Here is an 18389-nt window from a genome sequence, read left to right as displayed (position 1 = left end):
TCAAAACAGCGGGATAAAATATAAAAGAGTCTCATTTTTTAATGAGACTCTTTTACCATTTCATATTTAAATCGTTTTTGAAGTTCGTTTACCTAAAATAAACACTTTAGTAAACACCATCATGATAACTACTATAGCTAGAAAATAAAGTGGCATCACCAGTAACGATCCTGTATGCAGCTGACTCATTCCCCATATTGTCATCGTTACAATTACATAGTACCCCAAGCTAAACAATGCTCCCGCAGTACCAATAACATCTTGAAAATCTACTAACGCTAAACTTAAACAATTAGGTAACGCTACTCCAATTCCTAATAGCAATATAAACATCGCTATTAAAAATACTATCATATATATTACATTTGGATTTGATCCAACAAACGTAATAACAGATAAAAGAATAGCTCCCCCTGTCATTACAAGACAACCAATATATATAATTTTCTCTAGTTTATAAGTAGCAAGTAAACGTTTTGAAACTTTCGCCCCAATAATAGAAGCAGACGCAACAACAATCCCTAAAAATCCATACATACTAGGCGATAACTGAAAGTATTCAATAAAGATAAACGGCGCTTCTGCATAATAGCTAAATAAAACACCATTTGCTCCCCCAATTAATAGCCCATATGTTACTACTTTCGGATTTGTAATTAACCTTTTCCATACTGAATAGACATTTATTTTATTCGTCACTGAGTCCGTTTTTGTTTCGGGAAGAGAAACAAACGTATACAGAAAAATCCCGATACTCATAACTACTAAACTTAAAAATACTATTTTAAATCCAAACATTTGATCAAGAAAGCCACCAATTAACGGTCCTATCGCTGGTGTAAAAGCAATGACTGCCGAGATTTGAGCAAACATAACATGCCTCTTATGCCCTTCTACACTTTCACGAAGAATCGTTTGCGTTACAACTGATCCTGCACTTGCTCCAAACGCTTGAATAAAACGACTTACCAATAAAACTTCAATGGAATTTGCAATAAAGCATAAGAAACTACCTACACCATATACGACAATTCCAAATAACATCGCCGGGCGACGACCAATTATGTCTGATAACCATCCAATAAAAAATACACCTAAAGCAAATCCAGCGAAATACACACTTAGCGTGAACTGCACCTCATTATTACTTACATGTAACGCCTTTGAAATGTCAGGTAAAGACGGTGTATATATCGTTTCACTAATTTGCGGAAACGCGACAAGAATAATCATTAACAAAAGTGATGGTACTGAGACTTTTTTCATTTTTCATACCCTCCTATAACTTTGAAAATCTCAGAAATAAAAAGACTTTCCTTAGCTACGGAACAGGAGGGGCCATTATAGAAATTCGATCATAAAACAACAAAAAAAACACCTCGATTACGTATGTTAATACTTATAGGAGGGTAATATTAACATTGATTTTAAAATATACTTTTTCAATTATATTACATATTGTGTTTCTTTTTCTAGTGCTAGACCTTAGAGGAATTCTTAAAAGGATAACTTGATACCACTTCCTTTTTATGGAATAATTAGAAATAGTTCGAATTAACAGATCTAATTATCAAACGATAGACTACCATATTTTAATATCGTAAAGCTTACAAACAGGAGGAATTTCGTAATGATTGAAATTTTAAGGACAGTAATAAACTTCCTAATCTCTCTATTCTCAGGAGAATTACCAATTGTATATTATGTATGGATTATCGCTTTATTTGTCATTCAAATGATCCAGGCTACTCTAAGCTACAAGCTCTTTAAAAAGAAAGATAGTTTCAGCACTTATATATCAACAGAATTACTCGCTTTTATCATTCTATTGTTTGGTGGTATATTATTATCTAAATTACTTGCCTACATAATAGACGATCCTACTATTAGTATGACAAATGTAACACATTATTTTATTTCTCTTATCATACTAACTATATTTGTCGCTACAGGCTTTATTAAAGATTTTCTACAAACATCTATAAAAAATAAAAATATATCCCTTTTTAGTATTTTAGTAATTTCCTTAATAGCTAGTATACTTTCATTCAAGTTTTTACCACTTTTAATTGAAGGTCCTTTCTCTCTTTCTAAATCTTTTATAATTACATTAATTATCGTAGTAATTGGGTTAATTACTCTATTAATTTCTTTAGAGGAAAAGTATGCAGATGAAAAAGAAACGGAAAATTTATAGCTTCTCATTTATATAAAAGTAAGAGGGAGCTCCCCTCTTTCTTTTATATCGTCCTATTTCGCAAGATTAAATCATCCCTTTTTGACATTACTATCGCACTAATAATAATCCGCAAAATCCAAGTTGTGTTTGCACTTATTTTTTCTAATTGCTTATTGATTGTTGCTATGTCTTTCTCATTAACCGTGGTACGCATTTCTAAATTTCGAATGTCTCTCATAATTTCTTTTTGCTCAGCCTTGAGACTGTCAATTTCAGCGTTAAGATAATATGCGATTAAGATAAATTAAAATTTGAAAAGGAACCCCTTGTTTATTTAACAACAAACAAGGTGCAATCCAACATCCGGGAGCACCTACGATAATTTCTATTGTTTTAATCAACATTTTCATATTTACAACTCAATATAGTCAGTATAATTTTATGAAGAGTCCACTTTTTTAGCTGCTTAATGTATACTAATATTAATACGAAACAGCTGTATTGATAAACTCTCTAAAACAATAAATATACTAGCTGAAACGAACCTATACCCCATATTTTCCCCAGTAACATTAATGGTTATTTCTGATAAATTCATTTGTATGTCATTGTTTTCAAAAATTTCATCCTCAACCTTTACAATATCTGCTTCACAATCTACTTCTTTAAAAGTTTTCAATAATTTTGTTTCCAATAAACTACAATCAAAGTTCTCATCTTTTATTACGGCAAATTTAACCTTCATATTGATTTCCCCATTTTTAACAAACTATAATCATTAAATCAATATAAATATATATTATTCTATTAAATAATTCAAAATATATGTTTCTTGCAAATCATTACTAAATATCAGTTCTAGGGATTGTAATGTCTTTTATAGATTTTTCATCAAAAATAGAACTTAATCCACGAATAATCACGTGTTTCAAATACAATATCTTTATCTGTTGAACGACCTTATCTCTCCTTAAAAAGTCTTGTTCTTATCCTATTTCTTAACAAGGACTTTACCTCAAGTTGCCTTTTCTTTATAAAAAATAGCCTACCTATTTCCGTAGGCAGACTATATCTTTATTACACCATACAAAAGTATACTCTCTATGCCACTCGAACTTTATGTAATGATACAGATTACAAATAAATTATTATCTTTTCTATATTCTTATCATTGATTTTTTGTTCATAAATTCGTAACACATATACATGAGTTATCATGCTAAAATTAGTTTATTCAAAAGAAGTTATTCTTAATGAATCGATAATTTTTAATACCCTGTTTAAAGCCTCGCCCCCCTGTGAGGCTTTTTCCTATTTAACTAGAAAGTAGTTATTAACCGTTACTATGCTGCTACACATCCCACCTTTAGCTATTCAGCATCAACACACGTAAAATTCTTGCCTCCATCATTTGATTTACAAATATTATTTATCAATTTTTCTGTTATTCTTTCATTTTCATTAGAAACTCGATCTAAATCCATTCGAAATACTTGTTCCGGATTCTCTTTTGAATTCCCTTCAATATGAATTGAACGATCGAACATCTCAGCCGTGAAGCTGCTAGATGTATTTATCAGTTTAACTCCATTATTTTCACCTATATAACGTTCAACTACTTTTTCGGCTTCTTTAAGTTGTTGAGATGTAGGATATGGTATAGATTCCGCTAATATGGCTACACCTACTAAATATGTAATATACAAACCACCTGCAATCAAGATAACTTTCTTTACTGTTTTATTAATCATGCTCTAACTCCCTTTTCTTTTTTTGCTATTAAAATATATAACTTTCCTAATTTCTATCAATTTCTTTTTAGTACATAACATTCGTTTTACATTTTATAAAAAACACCTCTCTTACTAATTTCCAATTTGATATTAACATGTTGTTTATCGTTTTTCAATAAATAATTATTATTCAACAATTTATTTTTGCTGTTTTTAGTTCTGATTCAATCTGAAAACAACCGACTCATTTAATTCCACTACATCATCAGCAAGTTTGAAAATTTGTTAATTAATAAAATACAAAGAGCAACTATATGTAAATCTCCCTCGTTATATCTATGTAGATCAGTAGTTTAGCTTCAGCACTCACCCTATTCGAGAACACTTTACAGAATATTCAATCTAATGATAAAATTGACTTAATTAATATTTTCGTCCATCACTGTATAAAAAATTACAATAAAAAAAATAGCACTCTCACAATTAAGTAAACGCAAGCTTTTTCTTCTATCTACTTACTATTTAAGGTTAATGGTAATATAACCAAATTAAAAAAATTCGACTTAAATTCATTGATGAATGGAGAGGTTTATATGAAATTAAAAGACAAAGTAGCGATCATAACTGGTGGTGCAAGTGGAATTGGCGAATCTACTGTTCGTCTTTTTATCAAAGAAGGTGCAAAAGTAGTTATTGCTGACTTTTCTGAACGTGGAAAAGATCTATCAGATGAATTGAATGCACATGGATATAATACGTTATTTATTAAAACCGATGTAACAAAAGAGGCAGATATTAAACAGCTAATCCATGAGACAGTAAGTACATACGGTAAATTAGATATTATGTATGCTAATGCCGGCGTTGCTGATGATGCACCGGCAAACGAATTATCCTACGAAAAATGGAAAAGAACCATTGATATTAACTTGTCTGGGGTATTCCTTTCTGATAAATATTCGATTGAACAATTTCTTAAACAAGGTACAGGCGGTGTCATCGTTAATGCTGGTTCGATTCATAGTTTTGTTTCATTACCTACCCCAACAGCATACTCATCTGCAAAAGGTGGTGTGAAACTATTAACTCAAAATTTATGTACTGCCTACGCTAAATATGGAATACGTATTAACGCGGTCTGCCCTGGCTATATTGATACCCCTTTACTTAGTAGTGTTAATCCTCAACAGAAAGAATATTTAGCTTCACTTCATCCACAAGGCAGACTTGGAACACCAGAAGAAGTAGCAAAAGCTGTCTTATTTTTAGCAAGTGATGATGCTAGTTTTGTTAATGGTACAACACTTCTTGTTGATGGAGGCTATACTGCACATTAATTTTAAAACCTTGAAGCATATCTCTAAGAAATATATAGTCTTCAACAAAAAAAGCACCGTCACAAATGACGGTGCTTTTTCTATGTAAGAGCTACTAGAAGATTCCCTTCTAGCCTACTCCCATTTATAAGTCCAAAATTGTTCAAGTTGCAACCATTTTAATGTTGCTGCATCTTTGTTTTTGATTTTCGCGTGTGTTTCTTCAAGCATCGCTTCTGTTTGCGAACGGTGCGCACCTAGTGCAGCTAATTTATGCTCGAATACTTCACTAATATTATTTACAACATCCGGCTCACCCAGTACAGCTTCGCGATTTTTCGTAATCGCAACCGCATGAATGACTGGACGTTCTTCTTTTGGCATACGCGATACAGCGCGAACAACAGCGCGGCCAAATGCATCATGATCTGGATGTACGCCGTGCTCTGGATAAAATGTAATAATTCGAGATGGATTTACTTCTTGAATGATCGCTTCAATTTTATCAGCAACGAAATCAACATCTTCAAATTCTAACGTTTTATCATGGAAACCAAGCATTCTTAAATCTTTGATCCCCATCGCTTCACATGCATCTTTCAATTCTTTTTTACGGATATTTGGAATCGTTTCACGGTTAGCGAACACGTTTTTCCCCATGTTACGTCCCATTTGTCCTAAAGTACCACATGCATATGTTACAGGTACTCCTTGATCTGTTAATAAGCGAATTGTTCCTCCCGCAGCAAATGCTTCATCATCTGGATGCGGAAATACAACAAGTACATGTCTCTCCATAAGTTTCCCTCCTTCTTACTTAAATGGCGTTAAGCTTAACTCAAGCGCAACTGCTAAACGACCTTGATTATCATGCCCTGCAAGTAATAAACGTTCTTTATCGTCTACTTCCCAGTGCGTAATACCTTCAGCATATACCCAGCCATGATCCATTTTTAAACCAACTCGATATGGATTCGTTCCAGTAATCTTTCCGCGTTCAAAGCGAATAATTGCATTTCGAATGAATGCTCCAACTGTCATCATCTTTTCATTAAAGTGTGACGCGTACGCTCCGTTCGTCGTTTCTAAATGAATATATACATCTTTATTTACAAAACGTTCAATTTCATTTTGAATAAGAGAACTATCTTTTACTATTTCCATCGGAATTCACCTCTTTAAACCATTTTACGCAAAAATAATGTAAATTGCTATCTCTATATTAGAGGACAACGCCCACTTTTCCTAATAATTTGCACTGTGTTTCTTTATTTTTTTATATCATATGTAAAATCATCATTTTTTCCTTCACTTTGTTAAATAGTTTTCTTTCTTTTTTGAATTTGCTACAATATATTTTATCCCGTATTCATATAACGGGATACATTTTGACAATTTAATACATACTTTGAAGAAGGTGACATGATTGGAACAATCAGCACATGAAGTAGCAAATTGGCAATATTATTTTGCAATTGCCGTATTTTTAGTCACGTACGGATTTATTATTTCTGAGAAATTGAATCGTGCTGTAATCGCACTATTCGGCGCTGCTATTATGATTATTTTTGGAATTGTAGACTTACATACTGCTTTCACATCACATATTCAATGGGAAACGATCACCCTTTTAATTGGGATGATGATTCTCGTACATATTACGAGCCAATCGGGCGTATTTGAATTTGTGGCCATTAAAGCAGCGAAGGCAGCTGGCGGAAAACCAATCCGCATTTTATTATTACTATCCTTATTAACTGCTGTCGGATCAGCATTTTTGGACAATGTAACAACCGTTTTACTAATCGTACCTGTTACACTATCCATTACACGTATTTTAAAAGTAAACCCTGTTCCTTATTTGATTTCAGAAGTGCTTTTTTCAAATATAGGCGGAACAGCAACATTAATCGGTGATCCACCTAACATAATGATCGGATCGGCAAATAAGCATTTAGATTTTAATGCCTTTTTACTAAACTTAGCTCCAATCGTAATTATTATTTCTATCGTTACACTTGGCATTATTTACTTCCTGTATCGCAACAAACTAAAAACAACAACTGAACAAATTAAAATATTAATGGAATTAAACGAAAAAGATTATATTAAAGATCAAAGCCTCCTTTTAAAATCCATTTCGATTTTAGGACTAACTATTTTAGGCTTTGTACTTCATTCCATTATTCATGTAGACGCTGCGGTAATTGCAATGACAGGCGCTACACTTCTTATGCTAATCGGAGTAAAAGAACATGATATTGAAGATGTATTTGCTCACGTTGAATGGGTAACCATTTTCTTCTTCGCCGGACTATTCGTTCTCGTTGGCGGGTTAATTGATATTGGGCTTATTTCTTCACTCGCAAAAGAAGTACTCGACGTAACAAATGGCGATATCGGTTTCGCTGCGGTACTTATTTTATGGGTATCTGGCATCGCATCTGCAACAATTGACAACATCCCATTTGTCGCAACGATGATCCCGCTTATTCAAGATTTAGCTACAGGGCTCGGACTATCTGTCGATTCCCCGCAAATCGAAGTACTATGGTGGGCGTTATCACTTGGAGCTTGCTTAGGAGGAAACGGAACATTAATCGGAGCATCAGCAAACGTAGTCGTTGCTGGTATTGCGAAACGTGAAGGACATGCTTTCTCTTATATGGACTTCTTAAAAATTGGTTTTCCGTTAACAATTATTGCATTATTGTTATCACACGCTTATATATATTTACGTTATTTAATGTAGATGTTATGGTGTGTGAAATTATATCGACGGTTTTTAAAATATATCGATCGTTTCTTCGAATATATCAACGATTTTCTAAATATATCGACGGTTCGACAGAGAATATCGATTTACCAACAAATAACGACACTAAAAAAGGTATGCAGCGTTAAACTGCATACCTTTTTTATCACCAAAATATACCTATAATTGCTAATCCACCTAAAATCATACCACCAATTTGTCCGACGATTGCTGGCGATAATTGAACACCTTTCCTCACCTCAACAACCGGTCTTTCGTGCCTTAGTTGCTGCACTTCGCTTTGCAGTTGATGTACACTTCCGTGCAATTCTTTAATTAGCTCTTTTAATTCAGCGACCTCTTCATTTACTGGTTTTGCTTTTTCTAAATTCATTTTGCATAGCTCCTTATAAAGTGAAACTTTAATCAGTGGGGGTTTTGTTCATCTCCCACTGATTATTAGTTGAACCAATCGGACGTTTACGGACAGTTGATCTCCCACCTAACTTCTTTGCTCCAACTGAATTTTGAGGTGGGAGTTTTACTGCCCGTTAACGCGGGATAAATTCAATCAGTACACTGTAAATTTTCGCCAATTATCATTATATCTCCTGCATACTACATATATAATTTAGAATGTATTTTCTAACCTTGTAGCTCTATCCATTCATCCCGCAATATCCCCATAATGATACGATCAAAACACTTCCCATCTCTTTGCACTGCTTCTCTCATACAGCCTTCTATCTGAAAACCCATCTTTTTATACAACTCAATAGCAGCTTTATTATAAGAAATAACATCCAGACCAACGCGGTGTAAATTCAATTCATAGAAAGCATATTTTAAGATAAGATGGATTGCTTCTCTTCCATATCCCTTCCCTCTATCATTTGCATCTCCTATACCAATGGCTAATAAACCCGTTCTGTTATTCCACTCTATGCCATGAATTGCCACAAAACCAATTAAGCGATCATCTTGAACTGTCCTCAACATGAAAGATACACTATTCGATCTCCGTCCCTTTAATAGCCCATCACTTGCTATTTCTTGTAACGATTGTGGAAACGCTACATCTGTATCGACATTTCTTAAATACTCACTATCTTCTTGCCACATAGCCATTACTTTAGCATCTGATTCTCTAATAGCGGATAATTTAACAGTTTTATTTTGAAAAAGATTCATCGTCATTTCAAATTCCCCCTTTTTTAATAACGGGGACACTTATTTTAGTCTATTTATCCCCTTGTTCCATAAACTGTTTTATAAACGGGATACTTACAATAAGCGCTGACATTGGCACATCTCCTCTACATTAAATTAAATTCATTGTATAATTTTTTATTTATTCTAACAATAACAAAAAGGCCCTCCAAATTCAGAGGGCCTTTCCTAATAGCAAAACTCTATTATTTCGTAAACATTTTCTCCGCTTCATCCATTGCCATTTTGTTACCTAAAGCAGAATAGTCAAGCCATGGTTGGTCATTGATAATGTATACGTGCTTGCCTTTAACAGCTTTTAAGTCTTTCCAAATTGGTGTTTCTTGTAATTGTTTAAATGCCGCTTTTGCTTTATCGTCTCTGTTTACAACAACGAAAATCGCATCTGCATCAAAGTCAGGTAATACTTCTTGTGAAATGACTTCAAAAGGACGATTTCCATCGATTTTCTCTACACCATTTGCAGGTTGTAATCCTAAGTCTTGGAATAAAATTGGTCCCATCGGTCTTTTCGTGCTAAATACTCGTAATTCTTTTGCAGTAACGCGAATTGCCATTACTTTTTCGTTATTACCTAACTCTTTATCTATTAAACTTTTTACTCGTTTTGATTGCTCTTCGTAATCTTGAATATATTTATCCGCTTCTTTCTCACGGTTTACAAGTTTACCAACTTGTTTTAACTGATCTCTCCACGTACCTTCATCTAAGTTGAAAGAATGTGTTTTTGCAATTTTTTCGTATTTCGCTAAATCTTTGCCCGCGTATTTTTCATCTACATAAATTTCAGATGGTTTTAACTGAAGTAACGCTTCCATATTCGGATCTGTTACAACACCAAGTTTCTTCGTATCTTTCAGCTGTTCTTTTGCGTGTGGTAGGAAATCTTTTAAATCTCCACCAATTACAGAACCTACCGGTGTAATTCCTAATGCAAGTAAATTATTCGTTAAATGAATAGACATAGAAGCAATTTTTGGATCATTACTTTTTTCTGTTTTTTTCGTTGCCTCTTCATTAGATCTCGTTTGACCACATGCTGCTAATACTAAAATACACATAATGCTAAATAAAATAGTAAGTTTCTTTTTCATATGTTCTCCTCTTTGAAGTATTTATTTTGTTTTTGTAAGTAAATAAAGAAAATAAGGTGCTCCTAAAGCGGCCACTACTACACCAGCTGGAATAGAATTTGGCTCAAATATAGAACGACCTATCGTATCTGCTAGTACTAAAATAATCATGCCGATAATGCCAGCTAGCGGAAGGAAATGTTGATAGGTAGTGCCTACTAACTTTCTTGCGATATGCGGGGCAACTAAACCGATAAAACCAATCCCTCCTGCCATCGATACACTTGCGCACGATAATCCAACCGCTGTAGCTAAAAGTAGCAACCGTTCTTTTTGAACAGAAACACCAAGTCCTGCTGCTACACTATCACCTAATGACAGTGCATTTAACGTTTTAGATTTTAGCCACGCATACGGGGTTAGTATGAAAATCCAAGGTAATAATGCTAGAACATGAATCCAATCCCTTCCCCACACGTTACCAACGAGCCATCTAGAAGCGAATATATACGTCTCATCATTTAACTTGAGAGAGAAAAATAACGAAATCGCACTAAATCCAGCTGAAACAGCAATACCAACGAGAATAAGTCTAATGGGAAGTAAACCTTTTGATCGATCACTCGCAAGTAAAATAATTAAAAATGCAGCTAACACTCCCCCGCCAAATGTAAATAACGGTATTAAAATCGATGCATTCTCATTAATAGAATGAAAGAAAGTAACGAATAGAATTAGCCCAAAAGATGCACCTGCATGCAGTCCAAGAATACCAGGATCTGCAAGTGCATTACGTGATAACCCTTGCAAAATCGCACCGGAAACTCCAAGGCCAATACCAGCTAACATTGTGATTATAATTCTTGGCATACGATAATCGTATAGCACGGTTGCACTTTCAAAATCACCATAACCGAAAAGCGTTTGAATTACTTTGAGCGGTGCAATGCTAAGTGTCCCCGTATTTAAGCCAAGCAAAATGACAGCGATACCAACACACCCAAATATTGTAGTTACAGTAACGGCTCTCTTTTTATCCGTGTTTAAAATCTTCTTCACTTACAACTCCCTCCCAACTTTACGTGCTATATAGAGGAAGAACGGGACTCCAACAAGAGCTACCATAATTCCTATCGCAAGTTCTTTAGGAGGATTTACTGTTCTTGCCCCTAGGTCAGCTAAAACTAATAACATAGCTCCTAATAACGCCGACATAGGAATAATGAGTCGATAATTAACACCAACTAATTTTCTAGCAATATGCGGAATGACTAGTCCTACAAATCCAATAGAACCAACAGCTGAAACAGATACACCTGCAAGGATGACTACTATAATCATCCCTAGTATTCTCGTTCGGCTCGTTTTCACTCCTAAATTTGTAGCGACGTCATCCCCCATTGATATGAGTGAAATAGACCGCCCTATCGATGCAGCAAAAACAATTGTTATGAAAATAATAGGAACTAAAAATTTCAGGTGTTCCCACTTAACCCCCGCAACACCACCAGCATACCAAAACGCTAAATCTTGGCTTAAATCATAATAAATTGCAATACCTGAACTTAACGAATGTAAAAGTGCTGCCATAACCGCTCCAGCAATCGTTAACCTCATCGGTGTTAATCCGCCTGATGTTGCTGATCCGATAATAAAAATGAGTACTGTACTTAAAACCGCTCCAATAAAGGAGACAATCATCAAATAGGAATACGGCATATGCGGAAAAAAGGCAAAACTAAGTGCTACTACAAACATCGCACCTGCATTTATGCCAAGTACACCTGCATCAGCTAAAGGATTTCGTGTTACTCCTTGCATAACAGCCCCAGCGACTGCAAAAGCCGCTCCTACAACTGCTGCGCCAATTACCCTTGGGAGCCTTAATTCGTAAATGATTTGATGCTGCGTTAATTTCGGATTGTAATCAAAAACCGCTGTCCACACCGTTTGCAAATGAATATCCTTTGCACCAAATGCGACGGCCAAAAATATAGATCCAATTAAACATATAATTGTTAAGCTCATAAAACATATAAACTTAATATGTATCCAGCGGTTATTGCCAGCACGTATAGTAGACTTATGTAACATGTTTCATTTCATCCTTTATATTCAGTTGTTTTTTATAATTATTTTTTATTTATAATTAATATTGATAATAATTATCATTTTCATTTAGATATTATATCGCCACTTTTTTTAAATAGCAAACTATTTTTTCACTTCGCTAAATATTAAAATACTTATTACAATTCCCTTCCAAAACTTACAAATACACGCAAAATAGACTACTAGCTTATTTTTAAAATTGTAGTATACTTAGTCATTATTTTGAGTTTTCTAACAAAAAATATCGAAGGAGACACAATGTTCTATATAAAACAACTACTACATTTCACTTACGAGCAAGCATTATCTTGCTTATTTCCAGTCGTTATTTTTTTAACACTAGCCCTTTCAAAAATCGTTTCTATCCCAGGGTTATATCGCTATGATTTCATACTCATCGTATGTCTTCTTATGCAGTTGTTTATGTATAAGACTGGACTTGAGACGAAAGACGAATTAAAAGTAATTACTGTCTTCCACCTCATCGGCCTTTTACTAGAAATATATAAAGTACATTTCGGTTCATGGAGTTATCCTGAAGAGGCATATTCAAAAGTGTTTGGAGTTCCACTTTACAGCGGGTTTATGTATGCAAGTGTCGCGAGTTACATATGCCAAGCGTGGAGAAGAATGCATTTACAAATGTACCATTGGCCGAAAGCTATTTTTGCAATACCTCTAGGAGCAATGATTTACTTCAATTTTTTCACACATCATTTTCTATATGACTTTAGATGGGTATTAACTTTACTTCTATTCATCGTTTTCTTTCGGACATTTGTGGAGTTTTCATTACGAGGCGTTACATATAAAATGCCGCTCGTTCTCTCCTTTTTCCTTATCGGATTCTTTATTTGGATTGCAGAAAACATCGCAACATTTTTCGGAGCATGGCAATATCCAAATCAACGGGAAGCATGGAATCTCGTTCACTTAAGCAAAATTAGTTCATGGTTTTTACTCGTTGTTATTAGCATTATGATTGTTACACAACTTAAACATTTGAAAGAGTCGAAAAGATAATGCTGATTATGTAAAAAAGTTAGCACATCACTCATTAGAGAGTGATGTGCCTTTTTTAATAATATTTTTTAAACCGCCCTCATCAAAGGAGTTATAAATTCATCATAATTTACAAGTGCATAAGCAGTTGCACATTATGAACTACTACTAGCGGAGGAGGTTGCTACAGATGAAGCGGCAATCGTTGCCATCATAGCTGCCTGTTGTGCCTGTATGAGGACTTCTATCATTGTTTGTAAGCCTGTGTTGGTAGCTTTACTTTCCCCACTTTTCTGACTTACGAACAGTTGAATAGCAATAAGAATATTGGTATCTGTATGCCAACGGAACAATTTCTCCCCCTGCAATTTTTCAATCAATGCTTTAATAGAATGAATCTCTTTTTCTCCATCCTCAAGTAACGCTAGTAGCCCGATAGCGGGATAATGCATCTGTTTCACTTTTACCTTTTCTCGCTTTAATAACTTCCATATGTTTGTGCATGTTGCAACTAACATTTCTTCACGGACATCCTTCTTTAGTGAAAGAATATGACTTAGAAATTGAAGATCATTCCCTTTACGCAAACCAGCTGCCGCTAGTTTCTGATAAAGACGTTCCACTCGGTCCATAAGTGCTTCTACATTCTCTGATTGCCCTGCTAGTAAAACCGCGAGCGGATAATCATTTGTACCTGTAAGAAAAAGATGATCCTCTTTCATTCGTTTATATACTTGCATCGAACGCTGAATGTGCGTGCCATACTGTTCATTATCTTCTGTTAAAAGCACAGCTGCTGCAAGATAAGTAAATATACTCCGGCTAAAACCACCAGCGACCAATTTTTCATATAAATCTAAAAAGTTTCGAAAAGCTTTCTTGTAATCTGTAAAGTGTATATCTAATGTTGCGGCTACCACAAAGCGATGATAAGACTTTAAGTATGAAAACATTCCTACCTGATTCTTAATATAACTACTAAGTTCTAAAAAACGTCCGAGATCAAATAATTTATCACTGCTTGCATACATAGCAGCAATCATCATTCCTGTTCGAGAATCACTCGTTTTCCATTTTAGTTCTTCCTTTAACTGTGCATATGTATGTGTGTATTGCTCCAACTTTTGTTCCAATGTAATCATAGTATTCACCCCTATTTCTAGTTCTTCTCTTTTATTATACGTATATTCCATATTTAGGAATACTATATTTCATACAGTTTTTGCAATCTATACTTTCTTCGGTATTTTCTATTAAATAAAACAAAAAATAATTACATCAGAAACATCAAGATAATAAGCGCTCATAATCCCTAATCCTTCAAGAATTTCAACAACCCAAAAAGGATAGATAATAAATTATCTATCCTTTTTTTGTCTATATATTATTGTGAAAAAGAAAGTTGTAACTATCTACACCTCAATTTTGATAAAACATCTGGAGTTCGTTTTTATACGCAAATAAATTTCATCCAAAACTAAAGAACCTTAATAATACGTTCCATGGCCTTCATTTGCCCAATATGATCTGCTTCATGATAAAGCATCATACCGTAAAGCTCACCAACTGTTTCCAATCCTAGGAATGGCTCTGGAAGTTTGTTTTCAAATGCTTCTGCTGGAATTTCGTTAATACGTTTTGCTTGTTCTTTTAATTGGGCCGTTAACACTTCTAATGATGGTCCTTCTGTTGTCCATTTAGATGGTCTTGATCCATATCCAAACATACCTGGATATTCCGTTGGTAATTGTTTAAACTCTCTTCCAAACATAAAAGTTTCTGCTGCTGTTAACACGTGACCAATATGCCAACGAATTGTATTGTTAAAGCCTTCTGGCTGCGTATCCACAGTTTTATCGTCTAGCGTCTCCATAAATTTAAGCAATTCCCCACGCGTTATTTCAAATTGTTTTAAACCAACTAGTCTATTCATTTTATCGCTCCCCTTTTTTATGTACAATTTATTATGAGCTAAGAGTGTTCAACTTATTAAAGTTTCACCTTGTATAATCTATCAGAAACAATTAAGAAATACATCTAATATGCTTAGTAAAAATAATAACAAAGGTTCACTCCTCATAAATATAGAATTACTTACTACACAAATGGTTTAGTAAATAAAAGAGGAGTGTAATTGCATGTTAGATATTTTAAAACAACAATATAATCTTATTAGCTCTACAAGAGAAACTCTATTTTCATTTTTGGAAAAAATCCCACTAGAAAAATTACATAGCACTATTCCGAATTTCGGAAGCGGTAGCATAATAAAGACGCACCTTCATGTAGCCGATTGCTACCGATACTGGCTTGGATCATTCGCATTTAAGCAAAAACGAGCAGATTTTTCATTCGCTAGTGATTATGAAATTGAGCATGCAGATATCGAGAAAGTTCGTGCTAGGTTTAAGTTAGTCGATGAGGTTGTACAACGTTTTTTAGATGAATACAATGACCGTTTGCTTGAAAATATAGCAAATGAAGTGAAATGGCAAAAAGAACATTGGAGCACAACCCCGCTATGGCTTTTAACTCATACGGAGACTCATGAGTTTCATCATAAAGGACAAATTGTATCTATGGCTCGTCACCTTGGATACAATCCTCCTGATACAGATCTTATTTAATTCGATTTTTCTAAACTACCAAAAAGATCGAGCATGTTTTGTTTATTTTCCAAAACATGCTCTTAAAATCTCCTATCCTACTATTTTCATATCCTCATCAATACCAAATAGTCTCAGCATAATTATATGCATCACTATTTGGAATGGCATGTTTCCCCTGCGCTTGCGCCTTTCTTGGATCAAAATCATATACCATTGGCGTATAGCATGATGTTTGCCCTTTATTCACAACACCATTTCCTCCAGCACTCCCACAAGTATATGCCTTTCCATCAGTTTTTCTGACGATCCTTGCATCAGCTTCGTTATTATAAACTGCTGCACGGGTTACAGTAACTTTTGCCCACGCTGTTTTACACGTCGTGCTAAATTTTAATTCCACATAAGAATTGGAATCAATCCACTTCTTTTCTTTCGTTACTGCTGATTGATCACAACTATTATAATACGGACTTTTCCCATCATACGAATGGTCTTCCGCATATGCTTTATCATTATTGGTTGTACTCAACACACTAGTTACAATGAGCAAAGCCAGACAAAGACATGCGCTTACTTTTTTTAAAAGTTTCATAGAATTCCACTCCTTTATTAATAACGTCCAGTTTTCCCGTAACCATTATTAAACGTAACCGCTTCAGCATCTGCTGTGTATCCGAAATCAGCAGTTAAGTCAAATACCATTCCTGTATACGTGCTCGTTTGACCTGTTTTTATTGTGCCATTCCCCTGATTTGAAGTGACTGATTTTTGGAATACACCATTTTTATATTTATTTACAACAGCGTACGCGTACACTCCTCCCGAAACAGCAGGTGCTGGTTGATCTAAAACAAACTTTGCCCATGCTGCATGACATTTATTACTGTAACGTAAATACACTGTTCCTACTTTTTTGCTACCTTCATACACCGCTGTAGACTTTGCATTAAATCCATCTGCATCACATGTTGCACTACCCCCATACACTTTCGTTGTAGCCGGATTTTTCCCGTCATAATAACTACTAAGATCGGTAGCTGCAAATGTACTCCCTTGAAAACTAAATAATACCCCTACACTCGCTACACTTAACACACATACTTTCATGAACCTTTTAAACATTTCCAATCTCCTCCCTCAAAATAAATACGTATGATAAAGACAATCTATCCCCTATGTACGCCCCTCCTTTCATGCTTCCTAGAGGCATCTTACAGAAACGAATAAACGTTGTAAATTTCCTTATGGTTATTGGAATATACGAAGAAATTTACTTATCCTTGTAAGAAAAAAAGTTGAGAAATACACATTTTATTGCATCCTTTATTTAAAACACAAAAGAACCGATACTTGTTACACGCAAGCATCGGTTCTCTCTATACAAAAGTGCCATTTTTTCTTTTATATAAAATAAATATTTCTCCACTTAATCCGTTGTAAAAAACTCCCTCGTTACATCAATAAATTGTTGCAGTGGCGCTGTCATCCATTTATCTTTATGCCAAGCAATTTGTGTAAAAATTGGATTGATAGTATTTTCTAGATGTAACTCTTTTATCGTTCCCTCTCGTATATCTTTTTCTACTACTATTGCTGGCAAAACTGCTATACCTAAATCCGCAATAACACATTGTTTGATTGCCTCTACGCTAACAAACTCAATCTTATTTGTCGGATATACGTCTTTTGTACGAAATAGCTCTTCAAATAAAGTCCGATATGAGCACCCTAGTTCTGTTAACAAAAGTGTTTCCTTCTCTAAATCTTTTATAGAAACGGAAGGTCGTTCGAGTAAACAATGCCCTGGAGCAACTACTACTTTTAATTCTTCTTTCATAAGTGGCTCCACATGCAAAGCATCTTCTGCTTTACATTCGTCCAAAATAAATGCAAGATCGACTTTCCCCTCCATCAATTGTTCCTTCGCATCTTTATTGGAATGCGCTGGTTTAAATATAAGCTTTATTTGTGGAAATTGCGCTTTAAACCTCTTTAATATAGAAGGAAGCCTATATGTACATTGACTTTCTTGTGCACCAATTGTTAATGTACCAGCTATTTCTTCATCATCTTTCACAGCCATTTTCGCTTCGTTACTAAGTGCAATCATCTTATCAGCATATAATTGAAACTTCCTGCCCGCTTCAGTTAAGAAAAGACGTTTTCCTAATCTTTCAAATAACGGCGTACCGAGCTCAGCTTCTAACGTTTTAATTTGCGCTGTCACGCTCGATTGAGCAAAGTTCAATTTCTTCGCAGTTTGTGTAAAATTCAAAGTGTCTGCTGCTACTTTAAATGTAATTAATTGTTTTATCTCCATTTATCATCCCTCTTTTCAATCGGTATTTCCGATTGATTTCATCGAAATAATCATCTTTGT

The 18389-nt window shown here is 34.6% G+C and carries 21 protein-coding genes; 5 read left to right on the top strand and 16 right to left on the bottom strand.

The annotated features are described in order from the left end of the window. Nucleotides 1–66: 66 nt before the first annotated feature. Entirely contained in the window at nt 67–1266 is a 1200-nt protein-coding gene (locus ACYVEC_RS06480) for a multidrug effflux MFS transporter (RefSeq protein ID WP_063221946.1), read from the bottom strand. Nucleotides 1267–1630: 364 nt separating this feature from the next. On the opposite strand from ACYVEC_RS06480, the gene ACYVEC_RS06475 reads away from it, so the two are divergent. Continuing rightward, the gene (locus tag ACYVEC_RS06475; protein ID WP_063221947.1) at nt 1631–2197 is read left to right on the top strand and encodes a DUF5823 family protein; all 567 of its coding nucleotides are present in this window, start codon (nt 1631–1633) and stop codon (nt 2195–2197) included. Between the two features lie 43 nt (nt 2198–2240). Here the strand turns inward: ACYVEC_RS06475 and ACYVEC_RS06470 are convergent, their stop codons facing one another. The 3 genes from ACYVEC_RS06470 to ACYVEC_RS06460 form a co-directional block, all read right to left on the bottom strand. Then, the gene (locus tag ACYVEC_RS06470) at nt 2241–2474 is read right to left on the bottom strand and encodes a hemolysin XhlA family protein (RefSeq protein ID WP_257148972.1); all 234 of its coding nucleotides are present in this window, start codon (nt 2472–2474) and stop codon (nt 2241–2243) included. Between the two features lie 171 nt (nt 2475–2645). Continuing rightward, nucleotides 2646–2924 (bottom strand): hypothetical protein, encoded by a 279-nt coding sequence (locus ACYVEC_RS06465; protein WP_063221948.1) that lies wholly within the window; start codon nt 2922–2924, stop codon nt 2646–2648. A gap of 625 nt (nt 2925–3549) precedes the next feature. Next, nucleotides 3550–3930: a hypothetical protein gene (locus ACYVEC_RS06460; protein ID WP_063221949.1), complete on the bottom strand. Its 381-nt coding sequence runs from the start codon at nt 3928–3930 to the stop codon at nt 3550–3552. A gap of 575 nt (nt 3931–4505) precedes the next feature. Here ACYVEC_RS06460 and ACYVEC_RS06455 point away from each other — a divergent pair. Continuing rightward, complete coding sequence (locus tag ACYVEC_RS06455) at nt 4506–5249, top strand: SDR family NAD(P)-dependent oxidoreductase (RefSeq protein ID WP_060631708.1); 744 nt, start codon at nt 4506–4508, stop codon at nt 5247–5249. Between the two features lie 114 nt (nt 5250–5363). On the opposite strand, the gene bshB2 is transcribed toward ACYVEC_RS06455, so the two are convergent. Together bshB2 and ACYVEC_RS06445 are read right to left on the bottom strand one after the other, a co-directional pair. Then, nucleotides 5364–6026: a bacillithiol biosynthesis deacetylase BshB2 gene (gene bshB2 / locus ACYVEC_RS06450; protein WP_063221950.1), complete on the bottom strand. Its 663-nt coding sequence runs from the start codon at nt 6024–6026 to the stop codon at nt 5364–5366. Nucleotides 6027–6041: 15 nt separating this feature from the next. Further along, nucleotides 6042–6392: a YojF family protein gene (locus ACYVEC_RS06445; protein ID WP_000407039.1), complete on the bottom strand. Its 351-nt coding sequence runs from the start codon at nt 6390–6392 to the stop codon at nt 6042–6044. A gap of 262 nt (nt 6393–6654) precedes the next feature. Here ACYVEC_RS06445 and ACYVEC_RS06440 point away from each other — a divergent pair, with 262 nt between their 5' ends. Beyond that, the gene (locus tag ACYVEC_RS06440) at nt 6655–7980 is read left to right on the top strand and encodes an ArsB/NhaD family transporter (RefSeq protein WP_063221951.1); all 1326 of its coding nucleotides are present in this window, start codon (nt 6655–6657) and stop codon (nt 7978–7980) included. A 169-nt stretch (nt 7981–8149) separates the two neighbouring features. Here ACYVEC_RS06440 and ACYVEC_RS06435 read toward each other — a convergent pair whose 3' ends face one another. The 5 genes from ACYVEC_RS06435 to ACYVEC_RS06415 form a co-directional block, all read right to left on the bottom strand. Continuing rightward, the gene (locus ACYVEC_RS06435) at nt 8150–8377 is read right to left on the bottom strand and encodes a coiled-coil domain-containing protein (protein WP_001047302.1); all 228 of its coding nucleotides are present in this window, start codon (nt 8375–8377) and stop codon (nt 8150–8152) included. 251 nt (nt 8378–8628) lie between these two features. Next, a complete protein-coding gene (locus tag ACYVEC_RS06430; protein ID WP_063221952.1) occupies nt 8629–9180 on the bottom strand; it encodes a GNAT family N-acetyltransferase in 552 nt (183 codons plus the stop codon). 218 nt (nt 9181–9398) lie between these two features. Then, a complete protein-coding gene (locus ACYVEC_RS06425; protein WP_063221953.1) occupies nt 9399–10307 on the bottom strand; it encodes an iron-hydroxamate ABC transporter substrate-binding protein in 909 nt (302 codons plus the stop codon). Between the two features lie 21 nt (nt 10308–10328). Further along, nucleotides 10329–11345: a FecCD family ABC transporter permease gene (locus tag ACYVEC_RS06420; protein WP_063221954.1), complete on the bottom strand. Its 1017-nt coding sequence runs from the start codon at nt 11343–11345 to the stop codon at nt 10329–10331. Beyond that, nucleotides 11346–12380, bottom strand: a complete 1035-nt coding sequence (locus ACYVEC_RS06415; RefSeq protein WP_063221955.1) for a FecCD family ABC transporter permease — start codon at nt 12378–12380, stop codon at nt 11346–11348. Between the two features lie 276 nt (nt 12381–12656). Here ACYVEC_RS06415 and ACYVEC_RS06410 point away from each other — a divergent pair, with 276 nt between their 5' ends. Then, a complete protein-coding gene (locus ACYVEC_RS06410) occupies nt 12657–13421 on the top strand; it encodes a DUF817 domain-containing protein (protein WP_063221956.1) in 765 nt (254 codons plus the stop codon). A 134-nt stretch (nt 13422–13555) separates the two neighbouring features. Here the strand turns inward: ACYVEC_RS06410 and ACYVEC_RS06405 are convergent, their stop codons facing one another. Together ACYVEC_RS06405 and ACYVEC_RS06400 are read right to left on the bottom strand one after the other, a co-directional pair. Continuing rightward, complete coding sequence (locus ACYVEC_RS06405; RefSeq protein ID WP_142332759.1) at nt 13556–14593, bottom strand: DUF4003 domain-containing protein; 1038 nt, start codon at nt 14591–14593, stop codon at nt 13556–13558. 284 nt (nt 14594–14877) lie between these two features. After that, a complete protein-coding gene (locus ACYVEC_RS06400; RefSeq protein ID WP_063221958.1) occupies nt 14878–15333 on the bottom strand; it encodes a DinB family protein in 456 nt (151 codons plus the stop codon). Nucleotides 15334–15538: 205 nt separating this feature from the next. Here ACYVEC_RS06400 and ACYVEC_RS06395 point away from each other — a divergent pair, with 205 nt between their 5' ends. Continuing rightward, a complete protein-coding gene (locus ACYVEC_RS06395) occupies nt 15539–16027 on the top strand; it encodes a DinB family protein (RefSeq protein WP_063221959.1) in 489 nt (162 codons plus the stop codon). 97 nt (nt 16028–16124) lie between these two features. Here ACYVEC_RS06395 and ACYVEC_RS06390 read toward each other — a convergent pair whose 3' ends face one another. The 3 genes from ACYVEC_RS06390 to ACYVEC_RS06380 all read right to left on the bottom strand — a co-directional run bounded on the left by ACYVEC_RS06390 (nt 16125) and on the right by ACYVEC_RS06380 (nt 18329). Next, a complete protein-coding gene (locus ACYVEC_RS06390; protein WP_063221960.1) occupies nt 16125–16601 on the bottom strand; it encodes a DUF2690 domain-containing protein in 477 nt (158 codons plus the stop codon). A 17-nt stretch (nt 16602–16618) separates the two neighbouring features. Further along, nucleotides 16619–17131, bottom strand: coding sequence for a YjfA family protein (locus ACYVEC_RS06385; RefSeq protein ID WP_063221961.1), 513 nt, complete (start codon nt 17129–17131; stop codon nt 16619–16621). Between the two features lie 304 nt (nt 17132–17435). Then, nucleotides 17436–18329, bottom strand: coding sequence for a LysR family transcriptional regulator (locus ACYVEC_RS06380; RefSeq protein WP_063221962.1), 894 nt, complete (start codon nt 18327–18329; stop codon nt 17436–17438). Between the last annotated feature and the right edge of the window lie 60 nt (nt 18330–18389).

It is taken from the genome of Bacillus sp. MN7755, assembly GCF_054771475.1.
The sequence above is the reverse complement of the archived record's forward strand: the minus strand, read 5'-3'. Positions and strand labels throughout refer to the sequence as shown.

Bases quoted from the DNA above. Each gene is read 5' to 3' on its own strand.
- ACYVEC_RS06480 (WP_063221946.1), bottom strand. From the start codon at position 1,266: ATGAAAAAAGTCTCAGTACCATCACTTTTGTTAATGATTATTCTTGTC.
- ACYVEC_RS06475 (WP_063221947.1), top strand. From the start codon at position 1,631: ATGATTGAAATTTTAAGGACAGTAATAAACTTCCTAATCTCTCTATTC.
- ACYVEC_RS06465 (WP_063221948.1), bottom strand. From the start codon at position 2,924: ATGAAGGTTAAATTTGCCGTAATAAAAGATGAGAACTTTGATTGTAGT.
- ACYVEC_RS06460 (WP_063221949.1), bottom strand. From the start codon at position 3,930: ATGATTAATAAAACAGTAAAGAAAGTTATCTTGATTGCAGGTGGTTTG.
- ACYVEC_RS06455 (WP_060631708.1), top strand. From the start codon at position 4,506: ATGAAATTAAAAGACAAAGTAGCGATCATAACTGGTGGTGCAAGTGGA.
- bshB2 (WP_063221950.1), bottom strand. From the start codon at position 6,026: ATGGAGAGACATGTACTTGTTGTATTTCCGCATCCAGATGATGAAGCA.
- ACYVEC_RS06445 (WP_000407039.1), bottom strand. From the start codon at position 6,392: ATGGAAATAGTAAAAGATAGTTCTCTTATTCAAAATGAAATTGAACGT.
- ACYVEC_RS06435 (WP_001047302.1), bottom strand. From the start codon at position 8,377: ATGAATTTAGAAAAAGCAAAACCAGTAAATGAAGAGGTCGCTGAATTA.
- ACYVEC_RS06430 (WP_063221952.1), bottom strand. From the start codon at position 9,180: ATGACGATGAATCTTTTTCAAAATAAAACTGTTAAATTATCCGCTATT.
- ACYVEC_RS06425 (WP_063221953.1), bottom strand. From the start codon at position 10,307: ATGAAAAAGAAACTTACTATTTTATTTAGCATTATGTGTATTTTAGTA.
- ACYVEC_RS06415 (WP_063221955.1), bottom strand. From the start codon at position 12,380: ATGTTACATAAGTCTACTATACGTGCTGGCAATAACCGCTGGATACAT.
- ACYVEC_RS06410 (WP_063221956.1), top strand. From the start codon at position 12,657: ATGTTCTATATAAAACAACTACTACATTTCACTTACGAGCAAGCATTA.
- ACYVEC_RS06405 (WP_142332759.1), bottom strand. From the start codon at position 14,593: ATGGAATATACGTATAATAAAAGAGAAGAACTAGAAATAGGGGTGAAT.
- ACYVEC_RS06400 (WP_063221958.1), bottom strand. From the start codon at position 15,333: ATGAATAGACTAGTTGGTTTAAAACAATTTGAAATAACGCGTGGGGAA.
- ACYVEC_RS06395 (WP_063221959.1), top strand. From the start codon at position 15,539: ATGTTAGATATTTTAAAACAACAATATAATCTTATTAGCTCTACAAGA.
- ACYVEC_RS06390 (WP_063221960.1), bottom strand. From the start codon at position 16,601: ATGAAACTTTTAAAAAAAGTAAGCGCATGTCTTTGTCTGGCTTTGCTC.
- ACYVEC_RS06385 (WP_063221961.1), bottom strand. From the start codon at position 17,131: ATGTTTAAAAGGTTCATGAAAGTATGTGTGTTAAGTGTAGCGAGTGTA.
- ACYVEC_RS06380 (WP_063221962.1), bottom strand. From the start codon at position 18,329: ATGGAGATAAAACAATTAATTACATTTAAAGTAGCAGCAGACACTTTG.